Raw genomic sequence first — 16,106 nt, 5'->3', positions numbered from 1 at the left:
ATAGCAAGAGAAGGCATTTCGAAAGCTATGTGCTGGGCGTTGTTGAATTTTAAGATGACGCGACAATTTCCGCATGAGTAAGGTGTCTGATTTTTGTAAGGAATACCACTATGATTTTAGAGTTCGTATGAGTTTAAAGGTTTATATAGAGAATTGGAAAAAGCACTTAAATCACATTGATCCTATTGATGCTTGTCAGAAGCAGATATATGGCATTTCTAAAAAGCTTAAACCCGGTGAAAACGAGAAAATAAAATATACTATTATGAAGCTGAACATGGATTATATTCTTTATAATATCAACGAAATAAACACGAATATTATTTATTGCTTAAGGACTAAATCGTATTCAACAGCAGAGATATTGTCTAGATCCTCATGTGAATTTTCAGCCAATTTAATGTATGTGATTTCTGGTAAAGATAATGATAACGCCAAGTCATTACTCAAAGATTATCATAGGAACTCAAAGAACAATGTAAAAAAATGGCTTGAGTATGCTGAGGAAAATAAATTAAAAGAAGAGGTCTTTGCAGCGAAATTAAAAATTAAAATAGTCGATATAATAAGAGAGTCTATGCCATCGATATTTTCTGGCTCGATACCTCGTTGGCCTAGTACTCAGGAAAAGTTTAGGTCTATTGGCTTAGAAAGTGCTTATCATCATATATTTGCCCCAGCATCAAACTCTACTCACTCGCTATCTGAGGATATATATCAACTTTTATATAGAGAGTCTTTACCATCTGAAGAAAAAACAGAAAGCATATCTGCCTACTTTGATGAAAAAGCTTCGTTTGCAATATATTTGTCTGCATTAGTTGTTGGCCTTTTTGCTGAATGTGTCGCTAGGTGCTGCATAAAGGCCGAACGAGATGATTTACTTTTAGATATAATTACTGCAGCGGCCCCCGTAAATAAAATCATTGAAGAGCATGATGAAATGGTTGACGATATTTAAGGTAATTGATAGATCAGCTTTACAAAGCTGACCAATACGCTCACTTTAACAAAGCAATCTAGCTAATTCAGAAAAAATAAATTTTATTCTTGAGTGCTAGGTTGTATCTAGAAAAACTAAAAACGCTATTGAGGTTCGGTATTAAATAGATAAATAAAAAATTACGGAAGTATTTATGCTAGACAATATTGAACTTCACCATTTAAAAGCCTTTAGACAAATCTACAAGTTAAAAAATATTACCGCCGCAAGTGAAAAGTTAAATACATCGCAGCAAGCACTCAGCGTAAAGCTGAAAAAAATGCGGCTAGAATTTTGCGATCAGCTATTTGTAAAGTCTGGGCATGGCGTTGTGCCAACTCCCTACGCTAAAAAGATATTTCCATTTGTAGAGGCGGCGCTTGATAGCATTGTCCAAATACCTTTGCCGGTAGATGCCGACCCTCAATTGGTTGAAAAGGTTATCACCATATCCGCTACCGATTTTCTACAACAGGTGGTTGTAACCAAGTTGATTGCCAAGTTATCGGTCAGTGCGCCGGGCATTAAGTTGATCTTAATTAATATCGAATCGTCCGAGCTGGTGCGTAAGTTCAGTGCCGGGGAAATAGATTTAGCCTTAACCTCACAAGGTTATGTTCCTGATGGCCTGCTAACAGACGATTTGTTTGTTGAGCAGTATCGATGTGTTACATCAAATGAAAAGCTGTTTCAGACATCGCCTGTTAGCTTGGTAGATTTAACCCAACATGCCTTTGTGGTAACCAACCCGAGCGTGCCAGCCTTTAAAGGTTCTGCGGATGATTGGTTGCGCCGAAAAGGCTATGAGCGCGAGGTCGCGGTATCATCGTCGAGCTTTTCGATGACCAAAGAAATCGTTAAGCAGACCAATTATTTGGCATTTTTACCCTCTAGGCTATTGCCGGAGAGCGGCCTTATTGAATTGCAATTAGAAAGCTCACCGCCGGGCTTCCAATCTGTATTAGCCTATCACCCAAGTCAGGCCGAAGACCCTGTGTTTGCGCACATCAGAAACACCATCATAGATATTGTGAATGATGAAGTGGCTCAGTAGGTTGTAGCAGCTACAACCTACAGTTGGTAGTCCTGCTGGCGGGTAAACTCTAAAGTAATTGCTCCATTTTTTTAGAGCTTAACGTACATGACAATAATCACTGTAAACCCAAAAACCCTTTATGATGCAACACCCAATGGTATGTCTCAGGCAACGATTTCAACCGAGCATGGGTTGGTTTTTGTATCTGGTCAGGTCGATTGGAGTGTCGAGCATGAAATTTCCGCAAACAGCATAGCAGGCCAAGCTCGAGCCGCATTTGAGAACCTTAAGCTTGCATTAGAAGCAGCAGGGTCAAGCTTGAATCATCTTTTGCAAGTGCGCATATACGTGCGCGGTGAGGTCAGCGAATATATGGCCGAGCTAGGGCCAGTACTCAAAGAATACTTAGAAAGCTCAAAGCCTGCATTAACCGGCGTCGGCGTTAGCTCATTGGCCGCTCCAGAGCTGTTGATTGAAATCGAAGCCGTTGCTTGCAGAGCCTAGCTGACCAGCCAGTATAATTTTGCAGCGGGCGCTATGGTTTTTAACCAATTAAAACCCGCTTGAGGTCTTGGCTATTTGGGCATTTATAAATGCGACCATTTATAAATACACCTCTCTAAGCGGTTGCTTTAAACCGCATATAACAAGTAGCATCTGGTGTAGGAAGGCTATCCATTTTTAAAATAGGTTCGACACCAAAAGGAAAATATGATGATTCATCGAATTGTATTGTTGATGCTTGTTGTTATGGCTGTGAGTTGTACCACGCCAAGTTTTTATGCTGGCCAACTTGTGACCAATAAAACATTCAACCTTGCCGAAGGGCAAGAGATTGCTTTACCGGTAACAGTGAATGGGCCGATTCCTGCCGAGAACGAAACCTACAAGGTTCGCGCTGCGGGTTTTTCGGTTACGGCATCGAAAGAGTCTGAATTAATTTGGGGCTTTGCTTTTGCTGCTAAACAGCCGGTGACGTTAACGCGCGTGTTAGTCGAGCAGGTTGCACCGGGTGATGTAAGCAAAGTGATGGTAGAAGATAACGCAGCGTCTTTGAATAATGGTATATGGCGCGCTAATACCAGCGGTGTTGCAATTAATGAAGATGAAACGCCTTGGCTTTATGAGCAGGGTAGTACCAACTTTGTTTTTAAAATTACTATTCAGGCAGAAGGCGAGCCAGACACAGTGCTTTATCAGCCTTCTATTTTTTCGGATAAAGTGAAAGAGTTTAATAGAAAGCTAGTCGCCTCAGCAGGCAGTTAATTTTTCCATGCTGAGTTATAACTGCTAAAAAAGCCAAGCAACGAGCTTGGCTTTTTTTATATGACTTACTAGCTTTTAGGTTTATTTTTTTGGATTTATATTCTTTAGGTTGAAGTCGAACTTATCTACTAAGCAATTGCAATTCAAATAGCGTCAGCGGTTATAGGCGCTAAATTATTAAGTTACTAAGTTATTAAGCTATTTACTTTAAGGTGATTTAACCCTGTTGTTACCCCTGAACACATTGGCGCTCCATTTTTGGAGCGCCAGTCGGGTAGAGGGCAGTTTTAATAAAGCTAGGCTAAAACTAGTTCGCGTTAGCGCTTTCTTTATTGTTGCCGCGGCGAGCTAGCTTGACGATCATGACAAAAAACAGCGGCGCAAAATAAACCACTAAGATCGTTGCTGCGATCATCCCGCCCATAACCGAGGTGCCTAAGGCGTTACGTGCGTTGGCGCCTGCGCCGGTACTAATAACCATAGGTGTGACACCAAGAATAAAGGCGAACGAGGTCATGATAATGGGGCGAAGTCGCATTTCACAGGCCTGTATGGTGGCATCAACAAGATCGATACCCTTGTCGTACAGCTCTTTGGCGAACTCAACAATCAAGATCGCATTTTTAGCAGACAGACCAATGGTAGTTAACAGGCCGACTTGGAAGTAGATGTCGTTTTCCATGCCTCTGAGCAGAATGGCGGCAAGTGCTCCTAATACGCCGAGCGGTACCACTAAGATAATCGATATTGGAATGCTCCAGCTTTCATATAAGGCTGCTAAGCATAAAAACACCATCAGCAGGGAAACGCTGTAAAGAATCGGCGCTTGGCCTTGCGATTGCAGCTCCTGATAAGACATGCCTGTCCAACTGACCTGTATATCATTAGAAAGCTCGGCCGCGATACGAGTAATTTCATTCATGGCGTCACCGGTGCTGTAACCGTCGGCAGCTTCACCAACAATCTCAACGGCAGAATTACCATTAAAGCGGATCAACTGCGGCGAACCCTGTGCCCAGTAAGAGGTGGTAAATGCTGAGAAGGGCACCATTTCGCCCTGATTGTTGCGCACATACCATAGGTCGATATCTTCTGGCGTCATTCGGTATTCGGCGTCTGCTTGTAAGTACACCTTTTTAGAACGGCCACGATCAATGAAATCATTTACATAGGATGAGCCCCAGGCAATTGAAAGGGTGTTATTGATATCGCTAATTTCTATGCCGAGTACTTTGGCTTTTTCGTAATCGATATCCAAATACAGCTGAGCGCTGTCTTCTAGGCCGTTAGGTCGAACCTTTTGCAATACCGGGCTTTGGGACATCTGGCCAATAAGCTGATTACGCAGTGCGATCAGTTCATCGTGGCTTAAGTTGCCAACGTCTTCTAAATAAAAATCGAAGCCTGTTGAGGTTCCAAGCTCTCGTATTGGAGGGCTGTTAAAGGCGAACACGGAGGCTTTTTTATAGCTTGAAAAATGAATCATGGTACGTTGAATAATGGAGTCAACGTCCTGACCTTCGCCGGTTCGTTCAGACCAATCTTTTAGGCCGATAAAACCCATGGCCGCATTTTGCCCTTTGCCAGAAAAGCTGAACCCAGAAGCGGTAAATGCAGCGCTGACGTTGTCGGCTTCATACTCTTGGAAATAGGCGCTAACGTCCTTCATGACATCGGCGGTTTCTCGTAGCGTGGAGCCATTTGGCAATGTAGCCATAACTAAAAAGTCGCCCTGATCCTCATTAGGTAAAAAGGAACTAGGCAATGAAGAGTAGATATAAGCACAGCCGCCGAGTAGCGCGATGTAAATTAAACCAAAGCGTAGTGGGCGTTTTAGTACGTGCTTAATGGATGAGCGATAGCCGGTTAATGAGCGATTAAATAAGCGGTTAAACAGCCCAAAAATACCCGAGTTTGCATCGTGATCGATAGGCTTTAACAGTGTTGCACACAGTACCGGCGTAAGGACTAAGGCCACCAATACAGAGAGCAGCATGGCGGAGACAATAGTGAGTGAAAATTGGCGATAAATAGCACCAGTTGAGCCAGACATAAAGGCCATCGGGATAAACACAACAGAAAGCACCATGGCAATGCCGATTAAGGCGCTGCTTATTTGGCTCATCGATTTTTTTGTCGCCTCTAACGCAGAGAGCTGCTCTTCACGCATGATACGTTCAACGTTTTCGACCACCACAATAGCATCATCAACTAGTAAGCCGATGGCTAATACCATGCCGAACATGGTCAGCGTATTAATGGTAAAACCAAGCGCGGCCATAATCGCAAAGGTACCTAACAAAACAACCGGAACCGCAATGGTTGGAATCAGCGTTGCTCTAAAGTTTTGTAAAAAGAGCAGCATGACAAAAAATACCAACACAATGGCTTCGAATAATGTCTTCACTACTTCATGAATAGACAGTCGAATAAAGTTATTGGTATCGGTAGCTTTGGCCATGACCAAGCCTTCGGGGAAGCTTTTAGACAACTCGGCGAGTTTTTCATCGACCGCCGTTTGTGTATCCAGCGAGTTCGCACCAGAAGCAAGGGTGACGGCAATACCAGAGGCTTCGTAACCGTTGTAGGCTGGAATAAGGCTGGAGTCTTCACTGCCTAATTCGACTCGTGCGATATCTTTGAGGCGAATTTGAGAGCCGCTTTCATCCACTTTAATAAGAATATTTTCGAATTCTGTTGTGGTGGTTAAAAGGCTCTGGGCGGTTATCGGCGCATTAATGAGTTGCGTATCGGTTGCTGGCGTACCGCCTAATTGACCAACCGTGACTTGGCTATTTTGTTCCTCAAGCGCTGCTGAAATATCGGAAGGCGTCAGTGAGTAGCCGCTAAGCTTTACTGGATCGAGCCAAATACGCATTGCATAAGATGGTCCAAATACTGTCGCTTCGCCGACACCTGTAACTCGGCTGATAATATCTTTGATATTCGAATTAACGTAATCGTGAATATCGGCAGCACCCATAGTACCGTCAGGTGAATAAAAGTTCGTCACCGACATAAAGCCTGAGCTGCTTTTCTTAACCGTTGTACCTTGGCTCTGAACCGCAGCCGGAAGTCGGCTGGTGGCCTGTTGCAAATTGTTTTGAACCTGAACCTGAGCAATGTCTGGATCGGTATCAGCACTGAAGGTTAGGGTAATGGATGCGCTGCCAGAGGAGTCACTGGTTGACGACATATAAAGCAAGTTATCAAGCCCAGTCATGCTTTGCTCGATTACTTGAGTCACACTGTCTTCAATGGTTTTAGCCGAAGCCCCCGGATAAGAAGCGCTAATCTGGATTGATGGCGGTGCAATGGTTGGGTATTGAGCAACCGGCAAGGTCATAATAGACGTTATGCCTGCAAGCATGATAACGATAGCGATTACCCAGGCAAAAATGGGTCTATCAATAAAAAAACGAGACATCAGTTAACCCCTAATTGTGAGTGGTTGGTTGCACGCTGTAGGCAACGTCACCGTTATTATCGGTCTTTGAATCGATAATAACGTTTAGGTCATTTTTCATTTGGTTTAAGTTAGTAATAACCACGTTATCACCGAAATTAAGTCCCTGTTCAACGACCCAGCCAGTGTCGACTTCTGCGCCAAGAACGACCGATTTTTTTTCTGTTACGTTGTCATCATTAACAATAAACACCGAGGGTTCACCAGATTGACTGCGTACAACAGCAGACTGAGGAACCACTAAGTATTCTTTTTCGTTTGGCATAGAAATGGTGGCGCGTACAAACATACCCGGGAGTAAAAATTTATTGTCGTTAGGCACTAGCGCACGCAGTGTCACACTGCCTGTTGAGTCACTGACGTGAGTGTCAGAAAAGGTCAGGTAACCCTGTTTATCGTAAAGGGTGCCATCTTCTAAGGCTACGTCGACCGGGATTTGAATGTCTTTGTTACCGTCGGGCTCAGAATATTCTTGGCGCAGTTTATACAGCGACAGAGACGACTGCTGCATGTCGATATAAACCTGATCAGATTGGGTAATGGTTGTCATGTAAGACGCTTGGCCAGAACTTACTAACGAACCTTCAGAAACCTCTGATAAGCCAATCGTGCCAGATATTGGCGCTTTAATTTCAGTGTATGAAAGCTCAATGTTGGCGTTATCCAGCGCTGCTTGGTAAATGGCAACTTCTGCTTTGGCCTGTTGGTAAGCAGAAACCGCATCATCATAAAGCTCTTGGCTGGTTAGCTTGTTGGTTAATAAAGCCTGATAGCGTTCTACCAATTTTTTTGCGGTGCTTTCGTTAGCCTTGGCCTTTTCTAATTGAGCGCGGGCACTGTTGACCGTTGCTTGGTAGCTCATCGGGTCGATTGTATAAAGCACATCGCCACGGTTTACAAAGCTGCCTTCTTCAAATAAACGCGCAGTGACAATGCCGGTAACTTGAGGCCGCACTTCGGCTTCTTTTAACGCCGATATGCGTCCTGGAAGCTCCTTGGTTAAGCGCAGCAGCGAAGGCGATAAAGTGAGTGTATCAACGTGCACCGGTATTGGTGGGCGTTCAAGTTCTGGTGGCGCATTACAGCTAAGTAATAAAAACGGAAGCAGTAGGCAAGAGCCGTATTTCGCTAGTTTAGTCAAGATCATAGTAAACCCTATTTATATCAACGGTGCAGTTTTTGCTAAGTTAGCAAATATTGAGTTAAGTATTGGTTAAGGATGTTTTCAAGTAACCCTAGGTTAAATAACAAATCGTCTTTTATCTGGATGATTAGTGTTTGCCTAAGCTAATAACTAGGCAGCGCCTTGGTTAGGTTGAGCTTGTTGGTTGGCCTTGGCAGAAACCAGTAACGCAGTCACGCTAAGCCCAAGCATGAGCAGTGCTAATGCACCCAGCCCGAAAGTAATAAGCAAGGTTGAAAGCGCAGCAATGACGGCACTGGCAATCGATTGAGTAGCACCAAGGTAAGAAGAGGCGACTCCGGTATTGCTTGAGAAAAACGACATAAAGCAAGCGTTAGAATTGCCAAGTATGCCGCCCAATGAAGCCATGGCGATAACAAAGCCGAGCACAACAATCAGCCAGTTTTCTGGCATGACCAGTTGCCCAGTCAACAGTATTAAAAGACCAACAACTTGCAGGCTGACAAAAGCCGACAATAGTTTTTCGGGGGAGTAGCGATTTAATAAAAAGGAATTTAGTCGGTTAACAATAATGCCCGCAGCGGTATTAAGAATAAAAAGACTAGAAAAGAGTGTTTCGCTTAGGCCGTAGTTTTCGATATAGATCATCGAAGAGTTGGTTAAAAATATCATCAGTACCGAGTAGGTTGCCGCCTGAATGACAACGTATTTTCTAGCCTCGCGGGTATTAAAGATATCGATAAAGCTGTTCACAATACTGACTGACTTATCTGCTTTATATTGGTAACTGTTTGGCACCAAAAATAAACCAGCGACCGCTACCACGATGGCAAAAGCAGACATGAGAATAAAAATCCAATGCCAGCCCATTAGCTTTAAAATTAGGGTGCCAAAACTTGGCGCGATAGAAGGCGCTACCATCATGATTAAAGCGATGAGAGTAAAGAGCTTAGCGGCTTCTTTGCCGCTGGCGTTGTCTCGAATAATGGCTGGCACGCACACAAATGCGATACCGCCGCCAATTGCCTGAATAATTCGACCACTGTAAAGGCTGGTTAAACTGTCGGCTGCGGTAATAACAAAGCCACCTAAAATGAATAGCGCCAAACCAAGTATTACGGTGCGGCGCCTTCCTGCTCGGTCACACAAGGGCCCGCCGATTAGCTGGCCTATCGCCATTGCAAAAACGTAAATGCTCACCGTTAAGGCAACCGAGCTGGTACTTACTGCTAAATCATCGGCTATGTGAGGAATGGCGGCTAAGTAACTGTCGGTTGCAAAGGGACCGAGTGCAAAAACACCCGCCAGAAAGAGCACCAAACCAAATGGGACAACTGTTTTCATAATAATTCCACGTAACTTGGGGGCTATTGCCGAAAAGTTAATAAACAAAGAAGCCGCAGCTTCAGCGTTAAGTGTAAAGGGTGGCAACGTGCAGGCAGTGCTGGAGTCGTTGCAGATTGGCTAACTGTATATTTGTTTTGTTGTATATGCAACAAAAAGCTATAATGAGGCATAAATGCAGTCGCGCTTGGTATAAACTTGGCGCAAAGACAAACCCCGTATTCATTAGACCGTTGCGAGTTATTTCTCTATGAGTGTCGATCAACAAGATAAAATAGAACACCAGCCGATGTTTATTTGCGGTGCAATTCATCGTCAATTTAGGAATAACGTTACCACTGCTTTATCAAAGCAGAAGCTGATGACGTTAGAGATGTCTCGGGCACTTGTTGCCGTTCAAGAAAACCAACCCCTGAGCCAGCAGCAGCTTGCAGATATCGTACAAAACGAACGAAGTGCCGTTAAACGTATGGTTGATAACTTAGAAAAGCGCGGCTATGTCACGGCGTCGAAAGCCGAGAATAATAAAAAACTGAAAATGCTGACGCTGACACAGCAGGCTGAAGACGAACTAAAAGCAGTTAAGGCGACGATTGAACCGATTGAGACAAAGATGTTCGAGTGTTTGACAAAGCAGGAGTCTGCCGAGTTTTTCCGCTTGCTGCGTAAACTTGGCGCAGAGCATTTAGGGTCAGGCATTTAGGGTCAGGCATTTATAGCAATAGCAGTAGCGTTCAGGCGCGCTCATTGGCATGGCGCTGTAAGTTCCGCAACGGATACACTACTAAAGTTGCATATGCAACAAAATTAAAGTCGGTATAAATTGCCTCCCATGATCCAGATAAGCGCTCATCTTGCTAAGGGCTCAGGCTTTTACCAGAGCTGAGCACTTAAGTCGTTGCTGTTTATAACCAATAACGCCAGTTAATCGACTACTCTGATAACACCGAATAAAAACGACAAGGTGAAAAGGTCTATCGAACTTTTTGGTCTGCACCGAGTAAGAAGGGTGTTGCCAACTATATACAATCGCTCGAGTCATGCTGCATTAATCGTTTTAAATACCTAGTACAGCCTCATGATCATTCGTGAGGCTCAATCAGGTTGGAACTAACGTGAGTAGTAAAGCTCTTAGCACTGAAATTAATTTAATAACAATGGAAAGCACATTATGAGTAAAAAAACTTCCCGCCTTGGTACCGCCATGATTGTTGGCGCGTTACTCGCGGTTTTGGCTATTGGCCTAATGATGTTTGGCGCCCGCCTTGGCTTTTGGCAGCCGATTGTTGGCTTTGGCTTAATACGAAATTACATGAACCCGATTGGTTATGCGGTTGCAGGTTTGGCCGCAATTGGCTTGGTTTATCAATTGGTGTTGCGTAATAACGCCGGCGCAGTGAAAGCTGGAGTGGCTCTGTTTATTGGTGTGTTAATTTTAGCGCCAACAATTTACGGCAAGTTTCAAACGCCGGTGCGTTACCCACCGATTCACGATATCTCAACGGATACAGTCAACCCGCCAGAATTTTTGGTGTTGGATGATAGCCGTTCAGGTGCAAGCAATACGCTCGTTTATGGTGGTACAGAAGTTGCCGAACATCAGGCAAAAGCCTATCCAGATATCGCACCGATAGAATCAAACCTGTCTGCCTCCGAAGCTTTTGCCGAAGCATTGAACATCGGTAAAAAGATGGGTTGGGAAATTGTAGCCCAAGACCAAAGCAGCCTTCGGTTCGAAGCAACAGCACGCACACCGATCTATCAATTTGCTGACGATATTGTCGTTGTTGTTACGCCGACAGAAGGCGCAAGCCGAATTGATATTCGCAGTGTGTCGCGTGTTGGTCGCAGTGACCGTGGGGTAAACGCTGCACGAATCAGAGAATTTACAGCAGCATTTAATGGCTAATGCTGGGTGAAGTTACAAAAATTGAACAGAGCGGTATTATCGCAGAGGATAAATATTATGAATAAATTTTTATATAGCATGTTAGCTGGTTTGCTAATCTCAACATCTGTTTACGGCGCCGATACCTTTATGATTAAACTGGCAGATCAACTTGATGAGTCAGAGTTTTATTGCATCGACGTTACCGGTTGGGGAGATCACTTAAAACTCGACGATCCACTTCAGGTACATACATGCAAACCTAACTCGCCTGATCAGGAATTTGTTGTAGCGGGAAGTTCGCTAAAAATGCCCGAGTACGACAGATGTTTAACTGTCAGTGCGTCAGGGAGTATGGCCTTGCCGGGGTCTGCTGTTTTATTGCGTGAGTGCGATGGCAGCGCTATGCAAAATCTGAAGCTTTTATCGTCTGGACAGATTGTGTTAAATGACTCAGATTTATGTGTCGCAGCAGGAACTACAAGCATGGAAGCTTCTGGCCCAAGTCACCTGTGGCGAGTGGCAAGTGTACAATCTTGTGAGACTACAGATAAAGAACTCACCACTTGGCAAGCTCAATAGCGAAAGTTAGCGTCCGCTAAAATGAATAGTGAAACCGAGAGGTATAGAAAGAAAGTGACTCGGTTTCACTACTTAAAAATAGCGATAAATCAAAACAATTATATTAGCCTATATGGTTTGTTTTTTAGTTTTGATTAGATCAAAGAACTAGTTGGTAAGAAGCTAGTCCATCACTAATCTAGCGCTCACTATTTGACCTGATTAATCTGGCAGAGGTTGTTTATTCAAAAATATCACTGTTTATTTAAAAACATCACTGCCAGATTGTATTTGGGTTAAGCCTTTTTCTTGCCTTGAAATAACAATGAAATTAACCCAAGCGCAGCCGAGATTATTATCAGCAATAAAGAGACGGCGTTTAACACTGGCGTTGAGCCCTGTTTGAGTTTGTCGAACATGGTGATGGTCAGCGGTGAATCTGAGCCAACCAACATGAGCGTGGTGTTAAAGTTTTCAAAGCTCATTAGCATGGCAACAACGGCAGAGGAAACAATAGCGGGCAATAAAAAGGGCAGGGTGATTTGCCGAATAGCTCCCCAATTGCTGGCCCCTAAGTTGAGCGCTGCCTCTTCTAAGCTAGGATCAAATTTTTGTAAGCGTGCCGAAATCACCAGTGTGGCGAAGGTGGTGATAAACGAGAACTGACCAAGAATCACTAAGGCTAGGCCGGGGCGAAGTGCGTCGAACCAAATGCCGGTGGCGTCTTCCAGTGTATTGGCGGTGGCGCTGAAAAATACCAAAATGGAAATGCCTAAAATCACACCGGGAATAATTAGCGGCAGCAGGCTGAGCATGTACAAAAACGACTTACCTTTAAATTCGTGACGGACAAATAGAAAAGCGTTGCAGGTGCCGACTGTCACAGCCAAGACGGTAACCCAAAGTGCAACAAAAGCTGAGGTGCCAATGGAGCGCAAAATAGCTCGCTCATGGAATACACCGATAAAGGGCGCTTCGTTGCCAAAGAACCAGTCCAGTGTAAAGCCTCGCCACGGCAGTGAAGGGAAGACATCGTTATTAAAAGCAAAGATGCATACCACGCTCAATGGCATGGCTAAATAAATAAAGAATGCAACGACGTAGGCTTTATAAAGTCCGAGTGCGTAACGCGATTGAGGAACGGTTGGAATCATGAGCGCCCCATAGTTTCAGAAAGTGATTGCCCAGAAAGTTTTAAACCTAAGTACACCATGAGTGATGACAGTATCAGCAGCAAGAAGCCGAAGGCTGAGCCTAACTCCCAATTAAAGCGGGTAATAAATTGGCTGTAGATCATTCCGGTAAACCAGAGGCTGTCTTTACCGCCAAGCAAAATCGGCGTTAAGTAATTTCCTAACGACAGCATAAACACCACAATGCAGCCAGAAACAATGCCGGGCTTGGCGTGCGGAATGACAATTTCCCGAAGGATAGAAAAGCTATTGCCGCCAAGGTCGTAACCGGCTTCGATCAGGCTGTCGTCAAGGCTATCTAATGTTGTCACCAACGGCACCACCATAAACAGAATGGAGGTGTAGACCAGCCCAACCATAATGGCGACATCGTTGTAGAGCATCTCGACTGGCCCGTCCACTAAGCCTAAAAACTGTAACAGGTTAGAGATAACGCCGGTTTCGCGTAGCAGGATCATCCAGCCGAACGTACGTACCAATTCGGAAACCCAAAAGGGGATCATGCACATTAAAAACAAGGTGGTTTTGGTGCGGCCTTTGGTCATCTTGGCAATGTAGTAAGCAATAGGAAAGCCTAAAACGAGCGTCAGTACGGTTGCAAGAATAGACATAATGGCAGTACGAGCAAATGTGCGCCAATACAGCGGCTGACCAAAAAATTCAGCGTAATTACCAAGCCCGTATTGGTATTCGCGCGGACCTATTTTTTCGCTGATCGATACGATAAATAAGCCAATGTGTGGCAAAATTATTAGCAACACCAACCACAAAAGAATAGGCGCGAACAGCAAGTAAAAGCTGAGCCGTGAGGCGTTTGTCTTCATCGACTATGCCTCCTCAGCCGGGTAACAACGAGCCTGACTGGCTTGCCAACCGGTGAGTACTTTATCGCCTCGACGTAAGTTGGCGAAGTCGCCCGTTTGCGGTAACGCCACTTTAAGCAGTTCACCACGACTGTCTTTTACGGTGACTAGACTATTGGCGCCATTAAACAGAACCGAATCAACCACGCCTGGGCTGGCGTTTTCGCTGTTGCTGTTTTCTAGCGGTAATAATTCGATGGCATCAGGCCGTAAATATACTTGGGCGTTGTCGCCTTGACGCAGCAATGCCTCGGTCGATTCAACCGTCATTTCACGACCGCTTTGGCTAGTTAACGTTAACCTAGTGCCGTTTACCGCGCTGACGCGTGCAGAAAATTCATTGGCTTCACCAACAAAACCGGCGACAAAGGCGGTGTTAGGTTTGTGGTAAATGTCGTAAGGCGTGCCAACCTGTTCGAACTTGCCGTGGTTCATGACTGCAACGTTGTCGCTCATGACTAAGGCTTCGGATTGGTCGTGAGTGATATACACAAAGGTGGTGTTAAATTCGGCTTGCAGCGATTTCAGTTCGATCTTCATGTGCTCGCGCAGTTTTAGGTCGAGCGCACCTAATGGCTCGTCCAGCAATAGCACATCCGGTTCTAATACCATGCAGCGAGCAATCGCAACACGTTGGCGTTGACCGCCCGAAAGTTGGTCGACGTTGCGGTTTTCGACACCTGGTAAGCCGACACGTTCGAGTACTTCACCGACTCGCTGTTTGATTTGTGCTTTTGCAACACCGCGCTGACGCAAGCCAAAGCCGACGTTGTCGCCAATGTTCATGGTTGGGAATAACGCCAAGTGTTGGAACACCATTGAAACAGGCCGCTTATTTGGCGCAACGCCAATCATCGACTTGCCTTTAATGATTAGGTCGCCACTGCTTGGCGCTTGGAAGCCAGCTATCATACGCAGTAGTGTTGTTTTGCCACAGCCGGAAGGGCCGAGTATTGAGAAAAAAGAGCCTTGAGGGACTTCAAAGTTGATGTTATCGACCGCTCGAAAATCAGCGAAATTCTTAACTAGGTCACGACAGATTAAATCAGGGTGAGAATCGGACACCATACCTCCAGATAAAAACAAAAGGCCGAGTCGTCGGCCTTTTTAAAGTTAGCGTTAGCCTAATTGACTCAAAAGTTAAGTCAATTTAAAAGCTTACTTAGCCGCGTTAATGCGGTCTAGTGTCGCGCCTTCTAACGCTTCTAAACCAGCGGGTACAGGTGGGTACCATTTGATGTTATCGATGGCAGCCTGATCAAAGCTGTTTTGGTAACGTGCTTTTAGCTCGGCAGTAACACCAGCATCGCCATCAACCGCAGCGGTAAAGTTACCTGCTGTGTTGGTAATCATCGCTGCAATTTCTGGTTGCATAACAAAGTTGATCCAGTCGTAAGCGGCTTGGTCTGCACGGCCACGAGCAGGTAAGACAAAGGTATCGATCCAACCAAGAGCACCGGCTTCTGGTGCAACGAAGGTGATGTCTGCGTTATCAGCATTTAGTTGCCAACCGCCAGTATCCCACGCCATTGCAGCAACGACTTCGCCAGAGCGCAATAGGTTTTTAATTTCGTCGCCACCGCTCCAGTATGTTTTCACGTTTGGCTTACAGTCAGTTAGCTTAGCTTCAACCTTATCAAGAATGGCTTGGTAAGCGTCAGCATCATCGTAAGCGGCGAATGGGTCCATGCCCATAGAATAAGCAAAACCGATCAGCGTAGGGCGCTTAAGGCGGTAAGAAACTTTGCCAGCGACCGATGCATCACATAGGTCGGTGTAATCTTTAACATTGCCAGCCTGTGCTGTGTTAACCACTAGGCCGCTGGTGCCCCATACATGCGGTAAACCATAAACATCACCTTTAAAAGTGGTGTTGGCTGCGGTAGCGCTGAGCATAGATGGGATGAAGAGATCAGATTTGATTTTCGACATATCCATTGGCTTGTAGATGCCGAATTCTTCTTGAGCGCTGGTGATACGGTCTTGGCTTGGTTGTGCAAGGTCGAAACCACCGCCTCGGGTAGCACGTAACTTAGCAATCATTTCTTCGTTATTAGAGGTCGTCACTTCAACCGTGTGGCCAGTTTCCGCTTCGAATTTAGCAATCACATCTTCTGGTGCGTAGCCGCCCCAAGTCAGTAGTCGCAGTGTTTCTGCGCCAGCGTATGAATGCATAGCGGTGAGCAATGCCGTTGCTAAACTGATACCACCTATCTTCTTAACATTAACAACCATCTTGGGTCTCCTAATAGACTGTAGTCGTAACTGTTTCTTACAGATGACAGACCTACTGCAAGTTGTATACCTAATATCTACTGTCGGTATCACTATAATCTGCGTAAATGGCCAGTCAACTGAAAACG

The 16,106-nt window shown here is 44.9% G+C and carries 14 protein-coding genes; 7 read left to right on the top strand and 7 right to left on the bottom strand.

The window, feature by feature from the left end; translation table 11 throughout:
- The first annotated feature begins 127 nt into the window (after positions 1–127).
- The 4 genes from FME95_RS03740 to FME95_RS03725 all read left to right on the top strand — a co-directional run bounded on the left by FME95_RS03740 (position 128) and on the right by FME95_RS03725 (position 3,284).
- Complete coding sequence (locus FME95_RS03740) at positions 128–961, top strand: DUF5677 domain-containing protein (RefSeq protein WP_147713083.1); 834 nt, start codon at positions 128–130, stop codon at positions 959–961.
- A gap of 175 nt (positions 962–1,136) precedes the next feature.
- Positions 1,137–2,036 carry a LysR family transcriptional regulator gene (locus FME95_RS03735; protein WP_147713082.1) on the top strand — a complete coding sequence of 300 codons (900 nt, stop codon included), beginning with the start codon at positions 1,137–1,139 and terminating at the stop codon, positions 2,034–2,036.
- 87 nt (positions 2,037–2,123) lie between these two features.
- Positions 2,124–2,522 carry a RidA family protein gene (locus tag FME95_RS03730; protein ID WP_147713081.1) on the top strand — a complete coding sequence of 133 codons (399 nt, stop codon included), beginning with the start codon at positions 2,124–2,126 and terminating at the stop codon, positions 2,520–2,522.
- A 210-nt stretch (positions 2,523–2,732) separates the two neighbouring features.
- Positions 2,733–3,284, top strand: coding sequence for a hypothetical protein (locus FME95_RS03725; RefSeq protein ID WP_147713080.1), 552 nt, complete (start codon positions 2,733–2,735; stop codon positions 3,282–3,284).
- Positions 3,285–3,591: 307 nt separating this feature from the next.
- On the opposite strand, the gene FME95_RS03720 is transcribed toward FME95_RS03725, so the two are convergent.
- From FME95_RS03720 to FME95_RS03710, 3 genes are all read right to left on the bottom strand, one after another.
- The gene (locus tag FME95_RS03720; RefSeq protein WP_147713079.1) at positions 3,592–6,711 is read right to left on the bottom strand and encodes an efflux RND transporter permease subunit; all 3,120 of its coding nucleotides are present in this window, start codon (positions 6,709–6,711) and stop codon (positions 3,592–3,594) included.
- 10 nt (positions 6,712–6,721) lie between these two features.
- Positions 6,722–7,897 carry an efflux RND transporter periplasmic adaptor subunit gene (locus FME95_RS03715; RefSeq protein WP_147713078.1) on the bottom strand — a complete coding sequence of 392 codons (1,176 nt, stop codon included), beginning with the start codon at positions 7,895–7,897 and terminating at the stop codon, positions 6,722–6,724.
- A gap of 147 nt (positions 7,898–8,044) precedes the next feature.
- Entirely contained in the window at positions 8,045–9,238 is a 1,194-nt protein-coding gene (locus FME95_RS03710) for a Bcr/CflA family efflux MFS transporter (RefSeq protein WP_147713077.1), read from the bottom strand.
- Positions 9,239–9,488: 250 nt separating this feature from the next.
- Between FME95_RS03710 and FME95_RS03705 the strand changes: the two genes are divergently transcribed.
- The 3 genes from FME95_RS03705 (at position 9,489) to FME95_RS03695 (ending at position 11,708) form a co-directional block, all read left to right on the top strand.
- Positions 9,489–9,941, top strand: a complete 453-nt coding sequence (locus FME95_RS03705; protein WP_147713076.1) for a MarR family winged helix-turn-helix transcriptional regulator — start codon at positions 9,489–9,491, stop codon at positions 9,939–9,941.
- A 468-nt stretch (positions 9,942–10,409) separates the two neighbouring features.
- A complete protein-coding gene (locus FME95_RS03700; protein ID WP_222709901.1) occupies positions 10,410–11,147 on the top strand; it encodes a DUF1499 domain-containing protein in 738 nt (245 codons plus the stop codon).
- 57 nt (positions 11,148–11,204) lie between these two features.
- Positions 11,205–11,708 (top strand): RICIN domain-containing protein, encoded by a 504-nt coding sequence (locus FME95_RS03695; RefSeq protein WP_147713074.1) that lies wholly within the window; start codon positions 11,205–11,207, stop codon positions 11,706–11,708.
- Positions 11,709–11,983: 275 nt separating this feature from the next.
- Here FME95_RS03695 and FME95_RS03690 read toward each other — a convergent pair whose 3' ends face one another.
- The 4 genes from FME95_RS03690 to FME95_RS03675 all read right to left on the bottom strand — a co-directional run bounded on the left by FME95_RS03690 (position 11,984) and on the right by FME95_RS03675 (position 15,978).
- Positions 11,984–12,841, bottom strand: coding sequence for an ABC transporter permease (locus FME95_RS03690; protein WP_147713073.1), 858 nt, complete (start codon positions 12,839–12,841; stop codon positions 11,984–11,986).
- Complete coding sequence (locus FME95_RS03685; protein ID WP_147713072.1) at positions 12,838–13,704, bottom strand: ABC transporter permease; 867 nt, start codon at positions 13,702–13,704, stop codon at positions 12,838–12,840. Before FME95_RS03685 ends, FME95_RS03690 begins: the two co-directional genes overlap by 4 nt.
- Before the next feature lie 3 nt (positions 13,705–13,707).
- Positions 13,708–14,811, bottom strand: coding sequence for an ABC transporter ATP-binding protein (locus FME95_RS03680; protein WP_187265502.1), 1,104 nt, complete (start codon positions 14,809–14,811; stop codon positions 13,708–13,710).
- Between the two features lie 90 nt (positions 14,812–14,901).
- Positions 14,902–15,978, bottom strand: a complete 1,077-nt coding sequence (locus FME95_RS03675) for an extracellular solute-binding protein (RefSeq protein ID WP_147713070.1) — start codon at positions 15,976–15,978, stop codon at positions 14,902–14,904.
- Positions 15,979–16,106 lie beyond the last annotated feature (128 nt).

The organism is Reinekea thalattae, from assembly GCF_008041945.1.
Taxonomy (GTDB): domain Bacteria; phylum Pseudomonadota; class Gammaproteobacteria; order Pseudomonadales; family Natronospirillaceae; genus Reinekea; species Reinekea thalattae.
The sequence above is the reverse complement of the archived record's forward strand: the minus strand, read 5'-3'. Positions and strand labels throughout refer to the sequence as shown.